The sequence below is a fragment of the Veillonella sp. CHU110 genome, assembly GCF_003992255.1.
In the GTDB taxonomy this organism is placed as follows: Bacteria; Bacillota; Negativicutes; order Veillonellales; family Veillonellaceae; genus F0422.
The window spans coordinates 1-19,996 of the sequence record NZ_RQVA01000011.1; the positions used below are offsets into that span (position 1 = coordinate 1).

Sequence of the window (19,996 nt, forward strand, 5' to 3'; positions counted from 1 at the left end):
AGAAGGCTTACGTTTCGCGATCCGCGAAGGTGGCCATACAGTAGGCGCTGGTGTTGTTACAGCTATCGAAGCATAATCTAACTGATAGATTATCTATATAAACCGTGCAATCAAGGAGCGGCAGTCCTGCCGCTCTTAGGTTGTGTATAAACTATGATATAGAAGGTTGCCCTCGCGAGGGAGAATTTCTATGGAGCAGTTCATTCTGGAAATGGACGAAGGGAGATATATAACAATGGCAAAACAACAAAAAATTCGTATTCGCTTAAAAGCATATGATCACAAAGCATTAGATCAAAGCGCGCAACGCATCGTAGAAGTTGCAAAACGCAATGGCGCATTGGTTTCTGGACCAATTCCATTGCCAACAGAAAAAAACATTTTCACGATTCTTCGTTCTCCACATGTTAACAAAGATTCCCGTGAACAATTCGAAATGCGTACACATAAACGCTTAGTAGAAATTATTGAACCAAATTCGAAAACAGTAGATGCAATCACTCGCTTAGATTTGCCAGCTGGTGTATCTATTGAAATAAAATTATAAGAAATAAGGAGGTGCGATTATGTCTAAAGCTATTTTGGGTAAAAAGTTAGGAATGACTCAAGTCTTCACAACTGAAGGCAAACTAGTTCCTGTCACTGTAGTGGAAACTACACCTAGCGTAGTAGTGCAAGTAAAAACTGTTGAATCCGACGGTTACAATGCAGTACAGCTTGGTTACGGTTCCATTAAAGAAAAACATTTAACTAAACCTGTAAAAGGCCAGTTCGATAAAGCCGGCGTAGCGCCAGTTAAATATCTTCGTGAACTTCGCCTTGCTGAAGCAACTGATTACACAGTGGGCCAAACTCTGGCAGCTGATATCTTCGCAGAAGGTGAGCTAGTAGATGTTGTGGGTACAGGTAAAGGTAAAGGTTTCGCTGGTACAATCAAGCGTCATAACTTTAGCCGTGGTCCTGAAACTCATGGTTCCAAATCTCATCGTGAACCAGGTTCCATCGGTCCAATGATCTCCGGTGGCGGCGGTAAAGTATTTAAAGGTAAAAAACTTCCTGGACAAATGGGTGGTGGCAGAGTTACTGTACAACGTCTATCTGTTGTAAAAGTTGATACTGAACGTAACCTTTTATTAATCAAAGGTGGCATCCCTGGTGCTAAAGGTAGCCTAGTGATGGTTCGCAACACAGTAAAACCTGTTAAATAACTAATTGTCGAAAGGAGGATACATAATGCCAACAGTAACTAAATACAACATGTCCGGCGCTAAGGTCGGAGAAATCCAGTTGAATGATGCAGTATTCGGTGTTGAAGTAAACGCTGCTGTTATGCATCAAGCCGTAGTTCGTCAATTGTCTAACGAACGACTTGGTACACATGCAACAAAAACTCGAGGAGAAGTACGCGGTGGCGGTAAAAAACCTTGGAGACAAAAAGGTACAGGCCGTGCTCGTGCTGGTTCTAGCCGTTCCCCAATTTGGGTAGGTGGTGGTATCACTTTTGGTCCACAACCACGTAGCTACTACAAAGCTATGCCTCGTAAAGCTAGACGCTTAGCAGTTAAATCTGCATTATCTGATAAAGTAAATAACAGCGAATTGTTCGTAATCGACGAATTGAAATTAGCTGCACCAAAAACTAAAGAAGTATTAAACGTTCTTAACAACTTTAAAGTTGGTGACGCAAAAGTTCTTTTCATCACTGATGGTGATGTAAATGTGGAATTGTCCGCTCGTAACATTCAAGGTGTGAAAGCGCTTCCATACACGAATATCAATATCTTCGATTTATTGCATCACGACAAACTCTTCATCGCTGAAGGTGCTATTGCAAAAATTGAGGAGGTGCTTGGATAATGAACAAATTTGATGTATTAATTCGTCCAATCATTACAGAAAAAACAACTTTGTTAATGCAAGAAAACAAATACACTTTCCAAGTTCCTTTGAATGCGAACAAAGTAGAAATCCGTAAAGCTGTTGAATCTATCTTCAACGTAAAAGTAGAAAAAGTAGCCACAATCCGTGTATTAGGAAAAACTAAACGCATGGGTCGCACAATGGGTAAACGTAGCGATTATAAAAAAGCTATCGTAACTTTAAAAGCTGGCGAAACTATTGAATTATTTGAAGGTGTATAAGAGTCTAGTAAGGAGGCCCAATAATGGCAATTAAATCATTTAAACCGTACTCCGCTGGTCGTCGGTTTATGACAGTGTCTGCCTTTACTGAAATTACAGCAAGCAAACCTGAAAAATCCTTGCTCGCGAAAGTAACTTCTAAAGGTGGTCGTAATAACACTGGTAAAATGACAGTACGTCATCAAGGTGGCGGTCATAAACGTCAATACCGTATTATTGACTTCAAACGTACTAAAGATAATATCCCAGCTCGCGTAGCTACAATCGAATACGATCCTAACCGTAGTGCTCGTATCGCATTGTTAAACTATGCAGATGGCGAAAAACGTTATATCATTGCTCCACATGGTCTTAAAGTGGGTGATGTAGTTTACTCCGGTCCTGAATCCGATATTAAACCAGGTAACGCGTTACCATTGGCTAATATCCCATTGGGTACTCAAGTACACAACATCGAAATGAAAATCGGCAAAGGCGGACAAATTGTTCGTTCTGCTGGTACTTCCGCTCAATTAATGGCGAAAGAAGGCAACTACGCATTACTTCGTTTACCATCTGGTGAACTTCGTCGTGTACGTGTAGAATGCCGTGCTACAGTAGGTGTTGTATCTAACATTGACCATGAAAATATCACTATTGGTAAAGCTGGCCGTCAACGTTGGAAAGGCATTCGTCCTGGCAACCGCGGTGTTACAATGAACCCTTGTGACCATCCACATGGTGGTGGTGAAGGTAAATCTCCAGTAGGTCGTAAACATCCTGTTACACCTTGGGGTAAACCAGCTCATGGCGTTAAAACTCGCGATAAAAAGAAAGCTTCTAGCAAGCTAATCGTTAAACGTCGTACAAAATAGGATATAGGAAGGAGATATAACAGTGTCCAGATCAATTAAAAAAGGCCCTTTTGTCGCAGAATCTCTTCTGAAGAAAATTGATGCCTTAAATGAAACTAATGATAAAAAAGTAGTAAAAACCTGGTCCCGTGCATCTACTATTTTCCCACAATTTGTAGGCCATACGATTGCTGTGCATGATGGTCGCAAACATGTACCTGTATTCATTACAGAAGATATGGTAGGTCATAAATTAGGTGAGTTCGCTCCTACACGTACTTATAAAGGACATGGTAAGGACGAAAAAACTACAGGCAGAAAATAGGAGGATTTAACATGGAAGCAAAAGCAATCGCTAGACATATTCGTATTGCGCCTCGTAAAATCCGCATCGTTGCAGATTTAGTGCGCGGTAAAAACATCGGCGAAGCATTTGCCATCTTGAAGTTTACTCCGAAAGTTGGCGCCGATGTAGTAACTAAAGTTTTGACATCTGCTATTGCAAATGCAGAACACAATTTTGATATGAATGTAGATAATCTTTATGTGTCCGAGATCTTCGTTGATCAAGGCCCAACAATGAAACGCATTCATCCTCGTTCCCGTGGACAGGCTTTCAAAATTTTGAAACGTTCTAGCCACGTAACAGTAGTTGTTAAAGAAAGAGCTTAATCGAAGGAGGGAAACAGAGTGGGTCAAAAAGTAAATCCACATGGCTTGCGTGTTGGTATCGTAAAAGATTGGGACGCAAAATGGTATGCTGATAAAGATTTCGCATCTAACCTTCATGAAGACGTTAAAATTCGTAACTTCTTGAAGAAAACACTTTTCATTGCTGGTATTTCCCGCATTGAAATTGAGCGTACAAATAAACGTATTAAATTAACAATCCACACAGCTAAACCAGGTATGGTTATCGGTAAAGGTGGACAAGGTATCGAAGATATCCGTAAAGAATTAAAACGTTTCACAGATAAACAAATCGATGTAAATATTGCTGAAATTAAACAAGTAGACATGGAAGCTCAACTTGTTGCTGAAAGTATTGCAGGACAATTGGAACGCCGCGTAAGCTTCCGTCGCGCAATGAAACAAGCAGTTGGACGTACTATGCGTTTAGGCGCTAAAGGTATCAAAGTAATGGTATCCGGTCGTCTTGGCGGTGCAGAGATCGCTCGTAGCGAATCTTACCGCGAAGGTTCCATTCCACTTCACACACTTCGTGCTAATATCGACTACGCAACAGCAGAAGCACATACAACATATGGTTGTATCGGTATTAAAGTATGGATCTACAAAGGTGAAGTTTTGCCAGAAGCTAAACAAACATCTAAAAAGGAAGAAGGTGACAACTAATGCTAATTCCAAAGCGCGTAAAACATCGTAAACAATTCCGCGGTCGTATGAAAGGCCGTGCAATGCGTGGTAACAAAGTTGCTCATGGTGATTTCGGTTTAGTAGCATTAGAGCCATCTTGGATCACAAACCGTCAAATCGAAGCAGCCCGTATTGCTATGACACGTTACATTAAACGTGGTGGTAAAGTTTGGATTAAAATTTTCCCTGATAAACCAATCACTGCAAAACCAGCAGGCGTTCGTATGGGTTCCGGTAAAGGTTCTCCAGAAAAATGGGTAGCAGTAGTTCGCCCAGGACGTGTAATGTTTGAAATGAACGGCGTGGCAGAAGAAGTGGCTCGTGAAGCTATGCGTCTTGCAAGCCATAAACTTCCAATCAAAACGAAGTTCGTTGTTAAGGGTAAAGAATTGGGTGGTGACGTAAATGAAGGTTAATGACATTCGCAATTTGAGCGCTGCCGAGTTGAACACTAAAGTTTCCGAATTGAAAGAAGAGTTGTTTAACCTACGTTTTCAACTCGCTACTGGTCAATTAGAAAATCCAATGCGTATCCGTGAAGTTAAAAAAACTATCGCTCGTATCAAAACTGTACAACGAGAAGAAGAAATTAAAGGTAACGCATAATAACAAATTTTGTTTGGATTGAATAGGAGGCTTAAAGTCGTGGCAGAAGTAAGAAATGTACGAAAAGCACGTGTAGGTAAAGTTGTAAGCAACAAAATGGATAAAACAGTTGTTGTACAAATCGATCGTAAAGTACCTCACGAATTATATAGCAAGCCAATGGTAACAAGCAAACGTTTTAAAGCTCATGATGAAAATAACGAATGCTTAGTTGGCGATATCGTAAAAATCGTAGAAACTCGTCCATTATCTAAAGATAAACGTTGGAGAGTTGTAGAAATTATTGAAAGACAAAAATAATCAGTGATGTAAGGAGGAAAAGTCATGATCCAGCAACAAACAATTTTGAATGTTGCCGATAACACTGGTGCGAAACGCATTATGTGCATCCAAGTGATGGGCGGTTCTTACCGTAAATTTGGCAATATTGGTGACGTAATCGTTGCTTCTGTAAAAGATGCATCACCCGGTGGCGTTGTCAAGAAAGGCGACGTAGTTAAAGCCGTTATTGTTCGTTCTAAAAAAGGCATCCGTCGTCAAGATGGTTCCTATATCCGTTTCGATGAGAACGCTGCTGTAGTTATTAAAGACGACAAAAGCCCTCGCGGAACACGTATTTTCGGACCTGTAGCAAGAGAACTTCGTGAAAAAGACTTCATGAAAATTATCTCCCTTGCTCCAGAAGTGTTATAAGAAGGAGGAGCTCAACATGTCCCAAAAACTACATGTTAAAAAAGGTGATACAGTTGTTGTTATCTCCGGCAAGGAAAAAGGTAAACAAGGCGAAATCATCGCTGTTGATATCAAAAAAGAACGAGTAACTGTAAAAGGTCTTAACCTAGTTAAACGTCATACGAAACCTAGCCAAGCGAACCCTCAAGGTGGCATCATCGAAAAAGAAGGTACAATCCATGCTTCTAACGTAATGGTGTTAGATCCTGAGCAAAAAGTTCCAACGCGTACTAAAAAAGTTGAGGAAAATGGTTCTTTAGTTCGTGTAGCTGTTAAAAGTGGCGCTAAACTTTAATTGATAAGGAAAGGAGGTCTTTTACAAAATGTCTCGTTTACAAGAAAAATATACTTCTGAAATTAAGAAGGCTTTACAAGAGAAATTCCAATATGGAAACGTAATGGAAATTCCTAAATTAGAAAAAATCGTAATCAATATCGGCGTAGGCGATGCTGTTGGTAACTCCAAAGCATTGGATTCTGCTGTTAAAGATTTAGAAATCATTGCTGGTCAAAAAACAGTTGTAACTCGCGCGAAAAAATCCATTGCGAACTTCAAAGTTCGTGAAGGTATGCCTCTTGGCACAAAAGTAACTCTTCGTGGCGAACGCATGTACGAATTCCTCGATAAATTGATTAATGCGGCATTGCCTCGCGTACGTGACTTCCGTGGTATCAGCGCTAAAGCGTTTGACGGTCGTGGTAACTACGCATTAGGCCTAAAAGAGCAATTAATCTTCCCTGAAATCGAATACGATCAAGTTGAACGTGTTACAGGTATGGATATCATCTTCGTAACAACAGCTAACACTGACGAAGAAGCTCGTGAATTATTGGCACAATTCGGCATGCCTTTTGAAAAATAATTAGGAGGAAACGATAGATGGCTAAAAAATCTATGATCGAACGTGAGAAAAAACGTGCACGTATCGTTGCAAAATATGCAGCAAAACGCGAAGCGTTAAAAGCAGCAGGCGATTATGAAGGTTTATCCAAATTACCTGCCAACGCATCCCCAACACGCTTGCACAATCGTTGCAACTTAACAGGTCGTCCTCATGGTTATATGCGTAAATTCGGTATTAGCCGTATTGCGTTCCGTGAATTGGCGTACAAAGGACAAATCCCTGGCGTGAAAAAAGCTAGTTGGTAATAGGATAACGAGAGGAGGTTTTTAGAAGATGGTAATGACAGATCCAATTGCGGATATGCTGACTCGCATCCGTAATGCAAACTCTGCACTTCATGAAACAGTTGAAATCCCTGCTTCTAAAATGAAGGCTGCTGTATTAGCTATCCTTAAAGACGAAGGTTTCGTTAAGGAAGTTGAAACAGTTGAAAATGAAAAACATGCTACTTTGAAAGTAACATTGAAATATGGTTCTAATAATGAAAAAGTAATTACCGGTATTAAACGTATCTCTAAACCAGGCCTACGTGTATACGCGAAAAAGGAAGAACTTCCTCGTGTACTTGGCGGTTTAGGTATTGCAGTTATTTCTACATCTAAAGGCATTATGAGCGACAAACAAGCTCGTAAAGAAGGCTTAGGTGGCGAAGTAATTGCTTACGTATGGTAATCATAGCAATAGGAGGTAGAAAGAATGTCACGTGTCGGTAGAATGCCTATCGAGATCCCAGCTGGCGTAACAGTATCTCAAAACGAGCATACGTTAACAGTTAAGGGTGCAAAAGGTGAATTAACTCGTACTTTCCATCCAGACATCAACATTACTGTAGAAAACAACCTAATCACAGTAACTCGTCCTAGCGATGGAAAAGAACACCGTTCTTTACACGGTTTAACTCGTGCTCTTGTTGCAAATATGGTAACAGGCGTACATGAAGGCTTTACTAAAACTTTAGAAATCAATGGCGTTGGTTACAGAGCAGCTAAGCAAGGTAACAAGCTTGCTTTAACATTGGGCTTCTCCCATCCAGTTGAGATGGAAGCTCCTGCTGGTATTACAATCGAAGTTCCAGCTCCTAATAAAATCGTTGTTACAGGCGCAGACAAAGAAGTTGTTGGTGCAGTAGCAGCTGATATCCGTAAATGGAGAAAACCAGAACCTTACAAAGGTAAAGGTATCCGTTACGAAGGCGAAGTTGTTCGTCGTAAAGCAGGTAAAGCTGGCGCTAAAGGTAAGTAATAACAGTTTACATTAGAAAGGAGTGGACATCTTGGCAGGAACATCCAAACGCAAAATTGCTCGTGCAAAACGTCATTTACGTTTACGTCGTCACATTTCCGGTACGGCTGCACGTCCTCGCTTGAACGTATTCCGTTCTCTAAGCAATATTTATGCTCAAGTCATTGATGACGTAGCTGGCAAAACATTAGTATCTGCTAGCTCTCAAGATAAAGAATTAAATCTTTCCTACGGCGGTAACGTAGCTGCTGCTAAAGCAGTTGGTGAAGCTGTTGCGAAAAAAGCAATCGCTGCAGGTATCGATACAGTAGTATTCGATCGCGGTGGTTACATTTATCATGGTCGTGTAGCAGCCCTTGCAGAAGGCGCTCGTGAAGCAGGCTTAAAATTCTAAGAAGGAGGAACTATAGACATGGCAAGAATTGATTACACAACTCTTGATCTTAAAGAAAGAGTAGTATTCATCAACCGCGTAGCCAAAGTTGTAAAAGGTGGTCGTCGTTTTTCCTTCAGCGCCCTTGTAGTTGTTGGTGATGGCAACGGTCATGTAGGTGTTGGCTTAGGTAAAGCTGCGGAAGTACCTGATGCAATCCGTAAAGGTATTGATGATGCTAAGAAAAACCTTATTCATGTTGTTATTAAAAATGGTACAATCCCTCACACAGTTACAGGAACATTCGGCGCAGGCCGCGTATTCTTGAAACCAGCTGCTGAAGGTACTGGAGTTATCGCTGGTGGCCCAGTTCGTGCCGTATTGGAATTAGTAGGTGTTCGTAACATCTTGACTAAATCCTTGGGATCTTCTAACCCTAACAACATGGTTCGCGCAACACTAGAAGGTTTATCTCAATTGAAACGAGCTCAAGACGTAGCTGCACTTCGTGGCAAAACTCTTGAAGAAATTTACGGTTAATAAGGAGACCTATGATGGCACAAGTTAAAGTAACATTAACAAAAAGCTTAATCGGTCGTCCTGCAGATCAACGTGCGACTGTTAAAGCTCTTGGATTGAAAAAAACTAACTCTCAAGTAGTTAAAGAAGTAACACCTCAAATCGAAGGTATGCTTCATAAAGTAAGACATTTAGTAAAAGTAGAAGAAGTATAATAGATAAGGAGGTGCACGAATGAAACTTCATGAATTAGCTCCGGCTGCAGGTTCCAAAAAAACTCGTACTCGTGTAGGTCGTGGTCTTGGATCCGGTTTAGGTAAAACTTCCGGTCGTGGTCAAAAAGGTCAAAATTCTCGTAGTGGTGGCGGTGTGCGCACTGGCTTCGAAGGTGGCCAAATGCCTCTTTATCGTCGTTTACCAAAACGTGGTTTCAAAAATATCTTTGCACTTCAATATGCAGAAGTTAATGTATCCCAATTGAATCGTTTCGAAGACGGTGCAACTGTTGATCCAGTAGCTCTTATTGAAGCTGGTATTTTGAAAAATGTACGTGATGGTATCCGTATCCTTGGTAACGGAACTTTAGAACGTAAATTAACTGTTATCGCTAACGGTTTCACAAAATCTGCAGTAGAAAAAATCGAAGCAGCAGGTGGAAAAGTAGAGGTGATCTAGGGTGCTAGCTAGCCTCTTGAACATCACAAAAGTAACGGAATTACGAAACAAAGTAGCCTATACATTGCTTATGTTCATTGTCTTTCGCTTAGGTATCCATATCCCGGTACCTGGCGTAGAGGCATCTGTTATTGAAAGCTTATTCACTAGTGGTAACTTATTCGGTTTACTGGATTTGTTTGCCGGTGGTGCATTAAGTAAATTCTCTATCTTTGCAATGAGTATTACACCATACATCAATGCATCGATTATCATGCAATTGTTGGGAGCTGTAATACCGACATTTGAAGCGTGGAGCAAAGACGGAGAAGAAGGGCGTAAAAAAATTGCTAAAGTAACACGATATGGTACAGTTGTACTTGGCTTTATCCAAGCCTTTGGTATGACATATGCCTTGCGTGCTAGCAATGCGCTGATAGACAATAGCTTCATGTCTGTTATTTTGATTTCCATCATCCTCACAGCAGGTACTTGTCTGTTGATGTGGATTGGGGAACAAATTACAGCTCATGGCATAGGTAATGGTATTTCACTCATTATCTTTGCAGGTATCGTGGCTCGATTCCCTGACGGAGTTCAAACCATATACCAATACCTACAAGTAGGTACAATCAATGTATTTCAAGCGGTTCTATTTGCTATCATTGCGGTAGCTATGATCGTTCTTGTAATTGCTGTGACACAAGGCCAACGTCGTATTCCTATCCAATACGCTAAACGCGTAGTAGGAAGAAAAATGTATGGTGGTCACTCAACATTCCTGCCGTTGAAAGTCAATCAAGCAGGGGTTATTCCCATTATCTTTGCGTCATCCATATTGATGTTCCCAGCCACATTGGCTCAATTTGTTCAAGTACCTTGGGTACAAACCGTAGCAAGTTATTTCCAATGGGGAACGCCGATACAAACTATTTTGTATGCTGTATTGATTTTATTTTTTACATACTTCTATACAGCCATCTCTATCAATATTACGGATATGGCAGATAATATGAAAAAACACGGTGGTTTTATCCCAGGTATTCGCCCAGGAAAACCGACTGCTGATTATGTGGACCGAGTAATGACTCGCATCACATTAGTAGGTGCATTTTTCTTAGCTTTTGTGGCAATCCTACCAAATATGATTGGTGGATTGACTGGCATTCAAGGTGTGTACTTTGGTGGTACAGCGCTACTGATCGTAGTGGGTGTAGCATTAGACACAATGCAACAAGTAGAATCTTTAGTGTTAACACGCCAATATAAGGGCTTTGTGAAATAGGAGATAATGATATGTATATTTTATTAATGGGGCCTCCAGGTGCTGGTAAAGGCACACAGGCAGCTCGTCTAATTGAAAAATATGGTATCCCTCAAATTTCTACAGGTGACATGTTCCGTGCCGCTGTGAAAGAATCTACTCCATTAGGATTAGAGGCTAAGAAATATATGGATGCTGGACAATTAGTGCCAGATAGCGTTACCATTGGCATCGTTCGTGAACGCTTGTCCAAGGATGACTGTAAAGCAGGTTTCATTTTAGATGGCTTCCCTCGTACAACAGCACAAGCTGTTTCTTTGGACGCGATTTTAAAAGAAATGAATATCGTCCTTGATGCTGTACTTAATTTAAGTGTTCCATCTGAAGAGTTGGTTCGACGCATCAGTGAACGAGCACGTCTTGAAAATCGTGATGATGACAAACCAGAAACAGTACAAAAGCGTCTTGCTGTATACGAAGAGTCTACTAAACCATTGATCGATTATTATCGCAATAGCGGTCAATATGTAGAAATCGACGGCTTACAAGATGTGGACACAGTATTTGCAAATATCGTTAAGGCTTTGGAGAAATAATCAATGATTATTTTTAAATCGCCCGAAGAAATTGAGCATATCCGTAAGGCATCTCAACTTACAGCAGCAACGTTAACCGAGCTTGCTAAACTAGTAAAGCCGGGCGTTTCAACGCTTGAGTTAGACCAATTTGCCGAAGAATATATTCGCAGTCATGGAGGAATTCCTAGCTGCATAGGTTACTATGGGTATCCGGCAACTATCTGTGCTTCCGTAAATCATGAAGTAGTACATGGGATTCCTAGCGCATCTCGTATACTCAAAGATGGTGATGTCATCAGCATCGATTTAGTATCATCTATTAATGGATATCATGGAGATTCAGCAATTACCGTTCCAGTAGGAGAGGTAAAACCTAAAGTGTATGAGTTGCTTAAAGTCACAGAAGAATGTCTATTTAAAGGCATTGAACAAGCTGTAGCTGGCAATCATGTAGGAGATATTTCTCATGCTGTACAATCTCATGCAGAACGCCATAGATATGGTGTTGTACGAGATTTTGTAGGGCATGGCTTAGGAAAAAATATGCACGAAGACCCTCAGATTCCAAATTATGGTACTAAGGGCAAAGGTCCAGAACTTAGACCAGGAATGGTCATCTGTATTGAGCCAATGATTACTATGGGCACGCACAAAGTAAGAGTGCTTGAAGATAACTGGACAGCAGTGACAATGGATCGAAAACCTGCTGCTCACTTTGAACATACTGTAGCCATTACAGAACATGGTACAGAAATACTTACATTGCGTGATACACCGAGGTTAATACAATAACCAGTAACCGGAGGATAAAGATATGTCAAAAGAAGACGTTATTGAAGTGGAAGGTACGGTCGTTGAGGCATTACCGAATGCCATGTTCCAAGTAGAATTGGAAAATGGTCATATCGTTTTGGCTCATGTGTCAGGTAAAATGCGTATGAATTTTATCCGTATCCTTCCTGGTGATAAAGTTACTATGGAACTGACACCATATGACTTAAGCCGTGGTCGCATCACCTATCGCTTTAAATAAGCATAGGGTCCACAAAGGAGGTACTTATGAAGGTTAAACCATCAGTTAAAAAGATATGCGAAAAATGTAAAATTATTAAACGTAAAGGCCGCGTAATGGTTATTTGCGAAAACCCAAAACATAAACAAAAACAAGGATAATTGATAGGAGGTGGATGAATAGATGGCACGTATAGCCGGTGTAGATTTACCACGTGACAAACGTGTGGAAATTGGTTTAACTTATATTTACGGTATCGGTCTTACTCTTTCTAAAGAAGTATTAGCTAAAACTGGTATCAACCCTGATACTCGCGTTCGTGATTTAAGTGAAGATGAAGTAGCTAAAATCCGTGAACTTCTTGATGCAGAGTATAAAGTAGAAGGTGATCTTCGTCGTGAAGAAGCCCTTAACATTAAACGCTTAATTGAAATCAACTCCTATCGCGGTAAACGTCATCGTATGGGACTACCTTGCCGTGGTCAACGTACGAAGACAAATGCTCGTACTCGTAAGGGTCCTCGTAAAGCAATCGCAGGTAAGAAGAAATAATAAAGGAGGGATATTGTGGCTAAGAAAACAGTTAGATCCAAAAGAAAAGAAAAGAAACATATCGAATCTGGTGCAGCGCATATTCGCTCCACTTTTAACAACACTATCGTTACAGTAACAGACGTAAACGGTAATGCTCTTTCTTGGGCATCTGCTGGTGGTCTAGGTTTCCGTGGTTCCCGTAAATCCACTCCATTTGCAGCACAAATGGCAGCTGAACAAGCAGCGAAAGCAGCTATGGAACACGGTCTTCGCACTGTAGAAGTATTTGTTAAAGGTCCAGGATCTGGTCGTGAAGCAGCGATTCGTGCGTTGCAAGCAGCTGGTCTTGAAGTAACTAGCATTAAAGATGTGACTCCAATTCCTCATAACGGCTGTCGTCCTCCAAAACGTCGTCGCGTATAATCTGAGCTATATACTTAGAATAGTGACAAGTTTTAGAGGAGGGTATACCTGATGAGCGAAGAAAAAAAACTAAGAATCGAGAAAGTACATATGACCGAAGATGGTCGTTACGGTAAATTCGTATGTGAACCATTAGATCGTGGTTATGGTATTACTCTCGGTAATAGCTTGCGTCGCATTTTGCTTTCATCCTTAGATGGAGCAGCAATTACTTCCATCAAGATTAACGATGTACTTCATGAGTTCTCTACGATTGAAGGTGTTCGTGAGGATGTATCCGATATTATTCTGAATCTTAAACAGTTGTGCCTTCGCATTGATGAAGAAGCACCTGTTCCGATGGAGGTTCATATTGATGTTCGTAAAGATGGAGTATTAACGGCGGCTGATTTGATTCAATTCATGCCACCTGAAATTGAAGTCTTAAATCCAGAACTAGTCATTGCTACAATGGATGAAGCAGCTCATCTTGTAATGGATGTGCGTATCGAACGCGGTAAAGGATATGTACCATCTACTAAGAATAAACGAGAAGATGATCAAATTGGACAAATTCCTATTGATTCTATTTTCTCGCCAATTCTACGAGCTAAATATGAAGTCAGTGATGTCCGTGTGGGCAACGAAATGGACTTTGATAAGCTTACACTAGAAGTTTGGACAAATGGTTCCATCAGTGCTTCCGATGCTATTGCCAAATCTGCAGCAATTATGATTTCCTATTTAGGAAACTTCACACGCTTAGCTCACTCTCATGATATGATTGATATCGGAGATAATGACGCTGAGTTGACAACTGCTGGAGGACAAGAAAATAGCGAAGTAGAAGCTGAATCTAATGGACCAACGACAATTCCTATTGAAGATCTTGAGTTGTCTGTTCGTGCTTTCAATTGCTTGAAACGCGCTAACATTCATACAATCGGTGACTTAACTGGTAAAACAGAAGATGAACTAGGAAAAATCCGCAATTTAGGGAAAAAATCTGTAGATGAAATTCTAGAGAAATTGAAATCATATAATGATAGCAATGAGTCCCTAACATCTCAAAGCGAATAAGAGGAGAAAGACTAATGGCATACAGAAAATTAGGCCGCAACAGTTCCGCTCGTAAAGCGTTGTTTCGCGGTATGGTAACATCTCTCTTCGTACATGAACGCATTGAAACAACAGAAGCAAAAGCAAAAGAGCTTCGCAAATATGTTGATGAAATGATTACATTGGGCAAACGTGGCGACTTACATGCTCGTCGTCAAGTTCTTGCTTTTCTTATGAACGAAGATGCAGTAAAAAAATTATTTGATGAAATTGCTCCAAAATATGCTGAGCGCAACGGTGGTTACACTCGTGTAATCAAACTTGGCCTTCGTAAAGGCGATGCAGCTCCATTGGCTATTCTTGAGCTTGTATAATCAACAGCAATCTGGTTGTAATAGGATGAGTTTCACTCATTCTGTTGCAGCCTTTTTTGCTTTATAAGCAAAAAAGCGACTCTGTCCGGTAGGATGGAGTCGCTGTTTTGGTATTAATTAAATTGTGTTTCCTCTACTTCCAAGAATCCGAAGTATTCCATACGTCGAATCATTTCTTCGTAGAACGCAAGGATCATGGTGTATTTGGTGGACTGTTGTAAGGCTAGAGGGCTAATGGATTCTTCTGTCATAGCCTCGTAGATTTTGCACATTACATCGTGTTTGGTCGTTGGTTTGCTGAGGAGTTTCATGAACTCTAAATCTTCTTCATTAAAATCATTAATCGGATCATTGTAGCGATTGCCAGGGTAGATGTAAGCGTTCACACCTTCTTGTGGCATAATCTCTACGAATGGAATATAACGCTCAGGGATGTAGCTTTTCTTCTCTTTAAAAATATGATGTTTGAAAGGATGTTCTGTTTCCAACACGGACAGGCTGATGCCACCTTGAATGATATGTTCTACTAGGAATTGATAGAACAATGGTAAGCACATGTCAGGAATGGTATGTTCTCCTGTATAGGTCACTAATGTATTGTTTTTTACATAGAAATGAGGACCTTCTTGTTGGAATAAATTTGCCAAGCCTTTAGCTATAGATTCAGTATGATCAGTATTGCCGGAAGTATCACTAGCGTTATCATTAGATGAATTAGCAGGATTAGTATCGCTATTGGTATTTGCTACACTTTCATGAACATGATTTGCATCTGTTACAGAGATAGGCATCCGTTTTGCTAAGTCTTCAAAAATGGGTTCTAAATGCTCTGATGGAATGCGTAGGGTGAATAGGAATTGTTCCAAGCTGTGTTGGAAGCCTGCATCAGTGACAGATGTTTCTGTGATGCGTTTTGGCGTAGCCCCTTTGTGGGTGAACAAGGATTTGCGGAATGCTGTGTTCAGCATGAAGTCGATGTACTGTTCTCGTGCCAATGAGTCATGCGGGGCTAGGTCTTGTAATCTAGTGCGTAATGTTTCGTCATACACATCAGGGAATGATAAATTCAAATCGCAGTCACAGAGATAGGTGAACCCATGCTCTGCCATATGGTCCATGCATTGGTGAAAGTACACTGGTGTGTTCACTGGCTCTAAATGGTCGTGACCTACATAGCAATCTTGTTTTTGTAATGTTTGGCGCAAGGACTGTAAAAATGATGCCTGTTGGTTTTTTACCGTATCGTACTCAAGCATAAGAGCGCCTAGCTTACTAGCTATCGTTTTACTGTGGCGAACTTTTTCACGATGGTTCAAGGTGTCGATATCTTTATTGGCAAACTCCAAGAGAGCGCGAACACTGTCCATCTTATGCCAACCTGGATAGGTGTTATAGGACATGTACAAGATACCGTTCTCTGCTAGATGTTGTTTGCAGAGGTGAAGGAAATTGTCTTTCGTTTCCTCGTCTACCCAAGAATAGAACCCATGAGCGATGATGTAATCGTAAGTACCGAGCTGTACGTGGCTTTCATTCACATCACCTTCTAACAAGTCAAGGTTTGTGATACCTAATTGGTCGATGTAGGTCTTGCCTACGTCCACTTGGGTGGGGGCAATTTCAATGCCTGTGAAAGTCGCCCTTGGATAGAAGAGGGCCTGGGATATTAAATTACCGCCGTAGGAAGATCCGATTTCCAAAATACGAGCTGTGCTAGCAGGAGCCGGTGAAAGACCTAATAGACGAGCGTAACTTTCAAGGAATGGAGCAGACGCATACGGGAAAGGTTGGGACAGATACCCTAAGTCAGCGTAGATTTCTTTAGCTTGCTCTTTAGTCATTCGTGTGTTGTATCGCATAAAAACTCCTTTATTCTCTGAAGTGTCATAGTAGCCACTCATGAGTTATAGTGAGTGGTTTATTTCATATAGTTATATACTTATAAGTATATCAGAAATAGGGCAATTTATATACTGTTTAGATGTGACGTGAAAGATAGTATACAGGCTTGGTTTGCACACATGAATAAATGATACTCATTACTATATAAAAATGAATTATATAAAATATGACTAAAAAGTATAACCTATGTATTTTAGTCAATATTTTTCTTGCTTTAGTGTATTGAATCTGATATTATGAGGGAAAGATGAAACTGTAGCGGAAATTATCAGTTATGATACCTACACTTTATCCGTGTTATATATAATAAGTAGTCAGCAAATAAAAGGAGAATGATTATCATGAATCAGATTTTCAAAGTTGTCTATAGCGCAGCAAAACAATGCTATGTAGTAACATCGGAATTTGCGAAGTCGAATGGTAAAAAAGCAGCAATCGTGGCAGCTGCGTTGGTATTAACAAGTGGCGTGGGTGCTGTGAATGCAGATGATGTAGAGTCACGGTTAACAGATTTAGAGTCTAATGTTCGTACAATTAATGCTACGATTTCTAATATTCAAAATACTGTAGATAGTACAAGTGATGTACAAGTAGCTGCGAATAAACAAAAATCTGAATCTAACGAAACAGCGATTAATGCACTAACACCAAAGGTAACGACTTTGGAAAGTAAGGTGCAAGCTTTAGAAACCGGATCTACTGCAGGTGGACAAGCTAATACAGAACGAGATGGTAAAATCCAAGCTAATACAGAAAAATCAAATGCGAATGAAGCGGCCATCAATGAGTTAAAACCAAAAGTAGCAAAAAATACAGAAGACTTAGCTAAAGTAGATGGTAAAATCGATGGAGCTAGAGAAGCAGCTGTTACAGAAGCAGGTACAAAAGCAGATGAAAAAGTAGCAGCATTAAAAACTGAATTAGAACCAAAAATTGAAAAGGCTAAAACAGATGCGATTGCTGATGCAGAAGGTAAATTAGCGACTGCAAAAACAGACTTAGAAGGTAAAATTACTGCTGCAGAAGGTAAAATCACCGATGCCAAAACAGATTTAGAAGACAAAATCACTAAAGCAAAAGAAGCAGCGATTGCTGATGCAGATGGTAAATTAGGTACTGCAAAAACAGACATAGAAGGTAAAATTACTGCTGCAGAAGGTAAAATCACCGATGCTAAAACAGATTTAGAAGATAAAATAAATAAAGCAAAAGAAGCAGCTATTGCCGATGCAGACGGTAAATTAGGTACTGCAAAAACAGACTTAGAAGGTAAAATTACTGCTGCAGAAGGTAAAATCACCGATGCTAAAACAGATTTAGAAGATAAAATCACTAAAGCAAAAGAAGCAGCGATTGCTGATGCAGATGGTAAATTAGGTACTGCAAAAACAGACCTAGAAGGTAAAATTACTGCTGCAGAAGGTAAAATCACCGATGCAAAAACTGAATTAGAAGGCAAAATTAATGATGCGAAAGCAGCAGCTATTGCTGATGCAGATGGTAAATTAGCTACTGCAAAAACAGAGTTAACAGGAAATATTGCGACAGCGAAAACAGAGGCTATTACAGAAGCAGGAACAAAAGCTGAAGAAAAAATTAATGAAGCAAAAACAGAGTTAACAGGAAATATTGCGACAGCGAAAACAGAAGCTATCACAGAAGCAGGAACAAAAGCTGTAGAAAAAATTAATGAAGCAAAAACAGAGCTAACAGGAAAAATTGATGATGCGAAAGCAGCAGCGATCGCTGATGCAGATGGTAAATTAGCAACAGCGAAGCAAGCTTTAGAAGCAAAAGATACAGAATTAACTAACAAAGTTACTGATCTAGAAGCTAAATATAACTCTGCCACTGATGTTAAAGCTGCTAATGATCGTTTTGAGAAACTTGAAGCTGCAGATAGAGAACATGATAAATCTATTTCTGGTATCAATAAAAGTATCTCAGATATAAATGGGGATATTAAAGATAATGCTGATGCTATTGATGCTAATACAAAGGCCATCGATAAAAACACGGATGAAATTGATGAGGCTAAAAAACTCCTTGTAGCTCATGATACAAGACTCGGTGAACTGAAAACTGCTATTGATGATACTGTTGATGATATTGCAGCTAATGCTGATGGTGTAAAAGATAATGCTGAAAAAATTCAATTACTTGGTCAAGGGTTAAAAGCAACTACAGAGGCTATCAAAGACAATGCAGATAAAATTAAAGCTGCAGGAGAAGGCTTAAAAGCAGTTACAGAAGCCATTGGCGATTTAGACAAAAAAATCGATGAGGATACTAAAAAAGCCAAAGACGATGCAGTTACAGAAGCCGGCACAAAAGCTGATGAAAAGATCACTGCGGCAAAAACAGAATTAACAGGAAAAATCACAGAAGCTAAAGATACAGCAACAGCAGCAGACGCTAAAGCTACAAAAGCTCAAGAGTCAGCAAGTACAGCAGATGCTAAAGCAGTTGAAGCAAAAGCAGCAGCAAAAGCAGCAGATGATAAAGCAGTTGAAGCTAAAAACGCAGCAGCTGCAGCAGTTCAAGCCGCTACTGAAAAATCTGCAACAGCAAAAACTGAGGCAGTAACAGAAGCTGGCACAAAAGCTGAAGAAAAAATTAATGCAGCTAAAACAGAGTTAACAGGCAAAATCGATACAGCAAAAGATGAAGCTATTACAACAGCTGGTAAAAATGCAGAAACAAAAATTGCAGCAGCTAAACAAGCACTAGAAACAAAATTCCAAGGATTAGACAATACTACTGTTAAGCTAGAAAAATACGATAAAGATATCGCAGCTCTTCAAGCTACTGAAAAAGCGCATGATGCACGTATCACTACAGTAGAAAAAGACGTAAAAGTAGTAGGTGCGAATGCAGCAGCCTTAGCAGCATTGAAACCGTTACAATACAACCCTGGTCAAACTACACAAATCATGGCAGGTGTGGGTACATATCGCGGACAAAGTGCAGTTGCATTAGGTGCTGCTCACTATACTAGTGAAAACTTGATGTACCATGCAGGGGTAAGTTTCGGCAACGGTAGTGGCACAATGGCTAATGCTGGTATTACTATTGGATTTGGTAGTGGTGAAACTGCAAAAGCTGAGTCTCCTAAAGTAGTTCAATTACAAAGTGCAGTAGATCGTTTAACAGCTGAAAATGAACAAGTAAAAGCAGCATTAAATGATCTTTATGCAAGATTACAAGCTAAATAATTACATAGATTAGTGTATCCAGCATAAGGGTATTTCGATTCCTTATAGCGTATCATACTATCTCTCCATACAGTAGGTATACTCTTTCGGGAGTATACCTACTGTTTTTCATTACTGTAGTAGAGGATACAGTACGTGTCGTTCCTAAGGACAATAAAAAGGCACCAATGCTATCTTTATGTTGTTAGAAGGAAACATTTTATTGTTAGGTATGGAAGAAATGATGCAGGACTTTCAGAAGGATAGACGTTATGCACGGCATAGTGATAGATAG

At 40.1% G+C, this 19,996-nt stretch carries 33 protein-coding genes; 32 read left to right on the forward strand and 1 reads right to left on the reverse strand.

The annotated features are described in order from the left end of the window. The 31 genes from EO122_RS05715 to rplQ form a co-directional block, all read left to right on the forward strand. Positions 1–76: hypothetical protein (locus EO122_RS05715; RefSeq protein ID WP_164723757.1), on the forward strand; the 76-nt coding region annotated here is incomplete at its 5' end. 159 nt (positions 77–235) lie between these two features. Continuing rightward, positions 236–547, forward strand: coding sequence for a 30S ribosomal protein S10 (rpsJ, locus tag EO122_RS05720; protein ID WP_126938377.1), 312 nt, complete (start codon positions 236–238; stop codon positions 545–547). A gap of 19 nt (positions 548–566) precedes the next feature. Beyond that, on the forward strand, positions 567–1,208 hold the full coding sequence (rplC, locus tag EO122_RS05725) for a 50S ribosomal protein L3 (protein WP_009353879.1): 642 nt from the start codon (positions 567–569) through the stop codon (positions 1,206–1,208). Positions 1,209–1,233: 25 nt separating this feature from the next. Continuing rightward, entirely contained in the window at positions 1,234–1,857 is a 624-nt protein-coding gene (gene rplD, locus EO122_RS05730) for a 50S ribosomal protein L4 (RefSeq protein WP_126938378.1), read from the forward strand. Beyond that, positions 1,857–2,141 carry a 50S ribosomal protein L23 gene (gene rplW, locus EO122_RS05735; protein WP_009353943.1) on the forward strand — a complete coding sequence of 95 codons (285 nt, stop codon included), beginning with the start codon at positions 1,857–1,859 and terminating at the stop codon, positions 2,139–2,141. Before rplD ends, rplW begins: the two co-directional genes overlap by 1 nt. 23 nt (positions 2,142–2,164) lie before the next feature. Further along, on the forward strand, positions 2,165–2,995 hold the full coding sequence (gene rplB / locus EO122_RS05740) for a 50S ribosomal protein L2 (protein WP_126938379.1): 831 nt from the start codon (positions 2,165–2,167) through the stop codon (positions 2,993–2,995). 22 nt (positions 2,996–3,017) lie between these two features. Next, on the forward strand, positions 3,018–3,299 hold the full coding sequence (gene rpsS / locus EO122_RS05745; RefSeq protein WP_126938380.1) for a 30S ribosomal protein S19: 282 nt from the start codon (positions 3,018–3,020) through the stop codon (positions 3,297–3,299). A gap of 11 nt (positions 3,300–3,310) precedes the next feature. Continuing rightward, positions 3,311–3,646: a 50S ribosomal protein L22 gene (gene rplV, locus EO122_RS05750; RefSeq protein ID WP_009353926.1), complete on the forward strand. Its 336-nt coding sequence runs from the start codon at positions 3,311–3,313 to the stop codon at positions 3,644–3,646. Between the two features lie 18 nt (positions 3,647–3,664). After that, positions 3,665–4,330: a 30S ribosomal protein S3 gene (gene rpsC, locus EO122_RS05755; protein WP_126938381.1), complete on the forward strand. Its 666-nt coding sequence runs from the start codon at positions 3,665–3,667 to the stop codon at positions 4,328–4,330. Next, positions 4,330–4,767 carry a 50S ribosomal protein L16 gene (gene rplP, locus EO122_RS05760; protein WP_126938382.1) on the forward strand — a complete coding sequence of 146 codons (438 nt, stop codon included), beginning with the start codon at positions 4,330–4,332 and terminating at the stop codon, positions 4,765–4,767. Before rpsC ends, rplP begins: the two co-directional genes overlap by 1 nt. Next, positions 4,757–4,957 carry a 50S ribosomal protein L29 gene (gene rpmC, locus EO122_RS05765; protein ID WP_009353915.1) on the forward strand — a complete coding sequence of 67 codons (201 nt, stop codon included), beginning with the start codon at positions 4,757–4,759 and terminating at the stop codon, positions 4,955–4,957. Before rplP ends, rpmC begins: the two co-directional genes overlap by 11 nt. Positions 4,958–4,996: 39 nt before the next feature. Then, a complete protein-coding gene (gene rpsQ / locus EO122_RS05770; RefSeq protein ID WP_009353932.1) occupies positions 4,997–5,257 on the forward strand; it encodes a 30S ribosomal protein S17 in 261 nt (86 codons plus the stop codon). A gap of 24 nt (positions 5,258–5,281) precedes the next feature. Continuing rightward, positions 5,282–5,650, forward strand: a complete 369-nt coding sequence (gene rplN, locus EO122_RS05775) for a 50S ribosomal protein L14 (RefSeq protein WP_009353930.1) — start codon at positions 5,282–5,284, stop codon at positions 5,648–5,650. 16 nt (positions 5,651–5,666) lie between these two features. Then, positions 5,667–5,984, forward strand: coding sequence for a 50S ribosomal protein L24 (gene rplX / locus EO122_RS05780; protein ID WP_126938383.1), 318 nt, complete (start codon positions 5,667–5,669; stop codon positions 5,982–5,984). 28 nt (positions 5,985–6,012) lie between these two features. Further along, positions 6,013–6,552: a 50S ribosomal protein L5 gene (gene rplE / locus EO122_RS05785; protein ID WP_127009762.1), complete on the forward strand. Its 540-nt coding sequence runs from the start codon at positions 6,013–6,015 to the stop codon at positions 6,550–6,552. A gap of 17 nt (positions 6,553–6,569) precedes the next feature. Further along, positions 6,570–6,839: a 30S ribosomal protein S14 gene (gene rpsN, locus EO122_RS05790; protein ID WP_126938385.1), complete on the forward strand. Its 270-nt coding sequence runs from the start codon at positions 6,570–6,572 to the stop codon at positions 6,837–6,839. 28 nt (positions 6,840–6,867) lie between these two features. Continuing rightward, positions 6,868–7,266 (forward strand): 30S ribosomal protein S8, encoded by a 399-nt coding sequence (gene rpsH, locus EO122_RS05795; RefSeq protein WP_126938386.1) that lies wholly within the window; start codon positions 6,868–6,870, stop codon positions 7,264–7,266. 24 nt (positions 7,267–7,290) lie between these two features. Then, positions 7,291–7,836, forward strand: coding sequence for a 50S ribosomal protein L6 (gene rplF / locus EO122_RS05800; RefSeq protein ID WP_127009763.1), 546 nt, complete (start codon positions 7,291–7,293; stop codon positions 7,834–7,836). A 31-nt stretch (positions 7,837–7,867) separates the two neighbouring features. Then, the gene (gene rplR, locus EO122_RS05805) at positions 7,868–8,230 is read left to right on the forward strand and encodes a 50S ribosomal protein L18 (protein ID WP_126939411.1); all 363 of its coding nucleotides are present in this window, start codon (positions 7,868–7,870) and stop codon (positions 8,228–8,230) included. An 18-nt stretch (positions 8,231–8,248) separates the two neighbouring features. Then, a complete protein-coding gene (gene rpsE / locus EO122_RS05810; protein WP_126938389.1) occupies positions 8,249–8,749 on the forward strand; it encodes a 30S ribosomal protein S5 in 501 nt (166 codons plus the stop codon). A gap of 14 nt (positions 8,750–8,763) precedes the next feature. Further along, positions 8,764–8,943, forward strand: a complete 180-nt coding sequence (rpmD, locus tag EO122_RS05815) for a 50S ribosomal protein L30 (protein WP_009353936.1) — start codon at positions 8,764–8,766, stop codon at positions 8,941–8,943. Positions 8,944–8,962: 19 nt separating this feature from the next. Continuing rightward, the gene (gene rplO, locus EO122_RS05820; protein WP_009353906.1) at positions 8,963–9,403 is read left to right on the forward strand and encodes a 50S ribosomal protein L15; all 441 of its coding nucleotides are present in this window, start codon (positions 8,963–8,965) and stop codon (positions 9,401–9,403) included. Between the two features lies 1 nt (position 9,404). Continuing rightward, entirely contained in the window at positions 9,405–10,667 is a 1,263-nt protein-coding gene (gene secY / locus EO122_RS05825) for a preprotein translocase subunit SecY (RefSeq protein WP_127009764.1), read from the forward strand. Positions 10,668–10,678: 11 nt separating this feature from the next. Beyond that, positions 10,679–11,242, forward strand: coding sequence for an adenylate kinase (locus EO122_RS05830; RefSeq protein ID WP_126938391.1), 564 nt, complete (start codon positions 10,679–10,681; stop codon positions 11,240–11,242). A 3-nt stretch (positions 11,243–11,245) separates the two neighbouring features. Further along, positions 11,246–12,016, forward strand: a complete 771-nt coding sequence (gene map / locus EO122_RS05835) for a type I methionyl aminopeptidase (protein ID WP_127009765.1) — start codon at positions 11,246–11,248, stop codon at positions 12,014–12,016. Between the two features lie 22 nt (positions 12,017–12,038). Then, complete coding sequence (gene infA, locus EO122_RS05840) at positions 12,039–12,257, forward strand: translation initiation factor IF-1 (RefSeq protein WP_127009766.1); 219 nt, start codon at positions 12,039–12,041, stop codon at positions 12,255–12,257. Positions 12,258–12,283: 26 nt separating this feature from the next. Next, positions 12,284–12,397 (forward strand): 50S ribosomal protein L36, encoded by a 114-nt coding sequence (gene rpmJ / locus EO122_RS05845; RefSeq protein WP_007391661.1) that lies wholly within the window; start codon positions 12,284–12,286, stop codon positions 12,395–12,397. Between the two features lie 22 nt (positions 12,398–12,419). Then, positions 12,420–12,788: a 30S ribosomal protein S13 gene (gene rpsM / locus EO122_RS05850; protein ID WP_009353922.1), complete on the forward strand. Its 369-nt coding sequence runs from the start codon at positions 12,420–12,422 to the stop codon at positions 12,786–12,788. Positions 12,789–12,803: 15 nt separating this feature from the next. Beyond that, positions 12,804–13,193 (forward strand): 30S ribosomal protein S11, encoded by a 390-nt coding sequence (gene rpsK / locus EO122_RS05855; protein WP_009353912.1) that lies wholly within the window; start codon positions 12,804–12,806, stop codon positions 13,191–13,193. A 51-nt stretch (positions 13,194–13,244) separates the two neighbouring features. Next, positions 13,245–14,252, forward strand: a complete 1,008-nt coding sequence (locus EO122_RS05860; protein ID WP_127009767.1) for a DNA-directed RNA polymerase subunit alpha — start codon at positions 13,245–13,247, stop codon at positions 14,250–14,252. 14 nt (positions 14,253–14,266) lie between these two features. Next, the gene (gene rplQ / locus EO122_RS05865; RefSeq protein WP_009353923.1) at positions 14,267–14,605 is read left to right on the forward strand and encodes a 50S ribosomal protein L17; all 339 of its coding nucleotides are present in this window, start codon (positions 14,267–14,269) and stop codon (positions 14,603–14,605) included. 113 nt (positions 14,606–14,718) lie between these two features. On the opposite strand, the gene EO122_RS05870 is transcribed toward rplQ, so the two are convergent. Beyond that, entirely contained in the window at positions 14,719–16,464 is a 1,746-nt protein-coding gene (locus EO122_RS05870; protein ID WP_164725972.1) for a class I SAM-dependent methyltransferase, read from the reverse strand. A gap of 384 nt (positions 16,465–16,848) precedes the next feature. On the opposite strand from EO122_RS05870, the gene EO122_RS05875 reads away from it, so the two are divergent. Beyond that, the gene (locus EO122_RS05875; RefSeq protein ID WP_164725973.1) at positions 16,849–19,722 is read left to right on the forward strand and encodes a YadA-like family protein; all 2,874 of its coding nucleotides are present in this window, start codon (positions 16,849–16,851) and stop codon (positions 19,720–19,722) included. Positions 19,723–19,996 lie beyond the last annotated feature (274 nt).

Bases quoted from the DNA above. Each gene is read 5' to 3' on its own strand.
- rpmD (WP_009353936.1), top strand. From the start codon at position 8,764: ATGGCACAAGTTAAAGTAACATTAACAAAAAGCTTAATCGGTCGTCCT.
- rpsH (WP_126938386.1), top strand. From the start codon at position 6,868: ATGGTAATGACAGATCCAATTGCGGATATGCTGACTCGCATCCGTAAT.
- rplQ (WP_009353923.1), top strand. From the start codon at position 14,267: ATGGCATACAGAAAATTAGGCCGCAACAGTTCCGCTCGTAAAGCGTTG.
- EO122_RS05875 (WP_164725973.1), top strand. From the start codon at position 16,849: ATGAATCAGATTTTCAAAGTTGTCTATAGCGCAGCAAAACAATGCTAT.
- infA (WP_127009766.1), top strand. From the start codon at position 12,039: ATGTCAAAAGAAGACGTTATTGAAGTGGAAGGTACGGTCGTTGAGGCA.
- rpsE (WP_126938389.1), top strand. From the start codon at position 8,249: ATGGCAAGAATTGATTACACAACTCTTGATCTTAAAGAAAGAGTAGTA.
- rplO (WP_009353906.1), top strand. From the start codon at position 8,963: ATGAAACTTCATGAATTAGCTCCGGCTGCAGGTTCCAAAAAAACTCGT.
- rpmC (WP_009353915.1), top strand. From the start codon at position 4,757: ATGAAGGTTAATGACATTCGCAATTTGAGCGCTGCCGAGTTGAACACT.
- EO122_RS05860 (WP_127009767.1), top strand. From the start codon at position 13,245: ATGAGCGAAGAAAAAAAACTAAGAATCGAGAAAGTACATATGACCGAA.
- rplX (WP_126938383.1), top strand. From the start codon at position 5,667: ATGTCCCAAAAACTACATGTTAAAAAAGGTGATACAGTTGTTGTTATC.
- rplC (WP_009353879.1), top strand. From the start codon at position 567: ATGTCTAAAGCTATTTTGGGTAAAAAGTTAGGAATGACTCAAGTCTTC.
- rpsN (WP_126938385.1), top strand. From the start codon at position 6,570: ATGGCTAAAAAATCTATGATCGAACGTGAGAAAAAACGTGCACGTATC.
- EO122_RS05870 (WP_164725972.1), bottom strand. From the start codon at position 16,464: ATGCGATACAACACACGAATGACTAAAGAGCAAGCTAAAGAAATCTAC.
- rplP (WP_126938382.1), top strand. From the start codon at position 4,330: ATGCTAATTCCAAAGCGCGTAAAACATCGTAAACAATTCCGCGGTCGT.
- rpsJ (WP_126938377.1), top strand. From the start codon at position 236: ATGGCAAAACAACAAAAAATTCGTATTCGCTTAAAAGCATATGATCAC.
- rpsM (WP_009353922.1), top strand. From the start codon at position 12,420: ATGGCACGTATAGCCGGTGTAGATTTACCACGTGACAAACGTGTGGAA.
- rplN (WP_009353930.1), top strand. From the start codon at position 5,282: ATGATCCAGCAACAAACAATTTTGAATGTTGCCGATAACACTGGTGCG.
- rplB (WP_126938379.1), top strand. From the start codon at position 2,165: ATGGCAATTAAATCATTTAAACCGTACTCCGCTGGTCGTCGGTTTATG.
- rplF (WP_127009763.1), top strand. From the start codon at position 7,291: ATGTCACGTGTCGGTAGAATGCCTATCGAGATCCCAGCTGGCGTAACA.
- rplE (WP_127009762.1), top strand. From the start codon at position 6,013: ATGTCTCGTTTACAAGAAAAATATACTTCTGAAATTAAGAAGGCTTTA.
- map (WP_127009765.1), top strand. From the start codon at position 11,246: ATGATTATTTTTAAATCGCCCGAAGAAATTGAGCATATCCGTAAGGCA.
- rplW (WP_009353943.1), top strand. From the start codon at position 1,857: ATGAACAAATTTGATGTATTAATTCGTCCAATCATTACAGAAAAAACA.
- EO122_RS05830 (WP_126938391.1), top strand. From the start codon at position 10,679: ATGTATATTTTATTAATGGGGCCTCCAGGTGCTGGTAAAGGCACACAG.
- rplD (WP_126938378.1), top strand. From the start codon at position 1,234: ATGCCAACAGTAACTAAATACAACATGTCCGGCGCTAAGGTCGGAGAA.
- rpmJ (WP_007391661.1), top strand. From the start codon at position 12,284: ATGAAGGTTAAACCATCAGTTAAAAAGATATGCGAAAAATGTAAAATT.
- rplV (WP_009353926.1), top strand. From the start codon at position 3,311: ATGGAAGCAAAAGCAATCGCTAGACATATTCGTATTGCGCCTCGTAAA.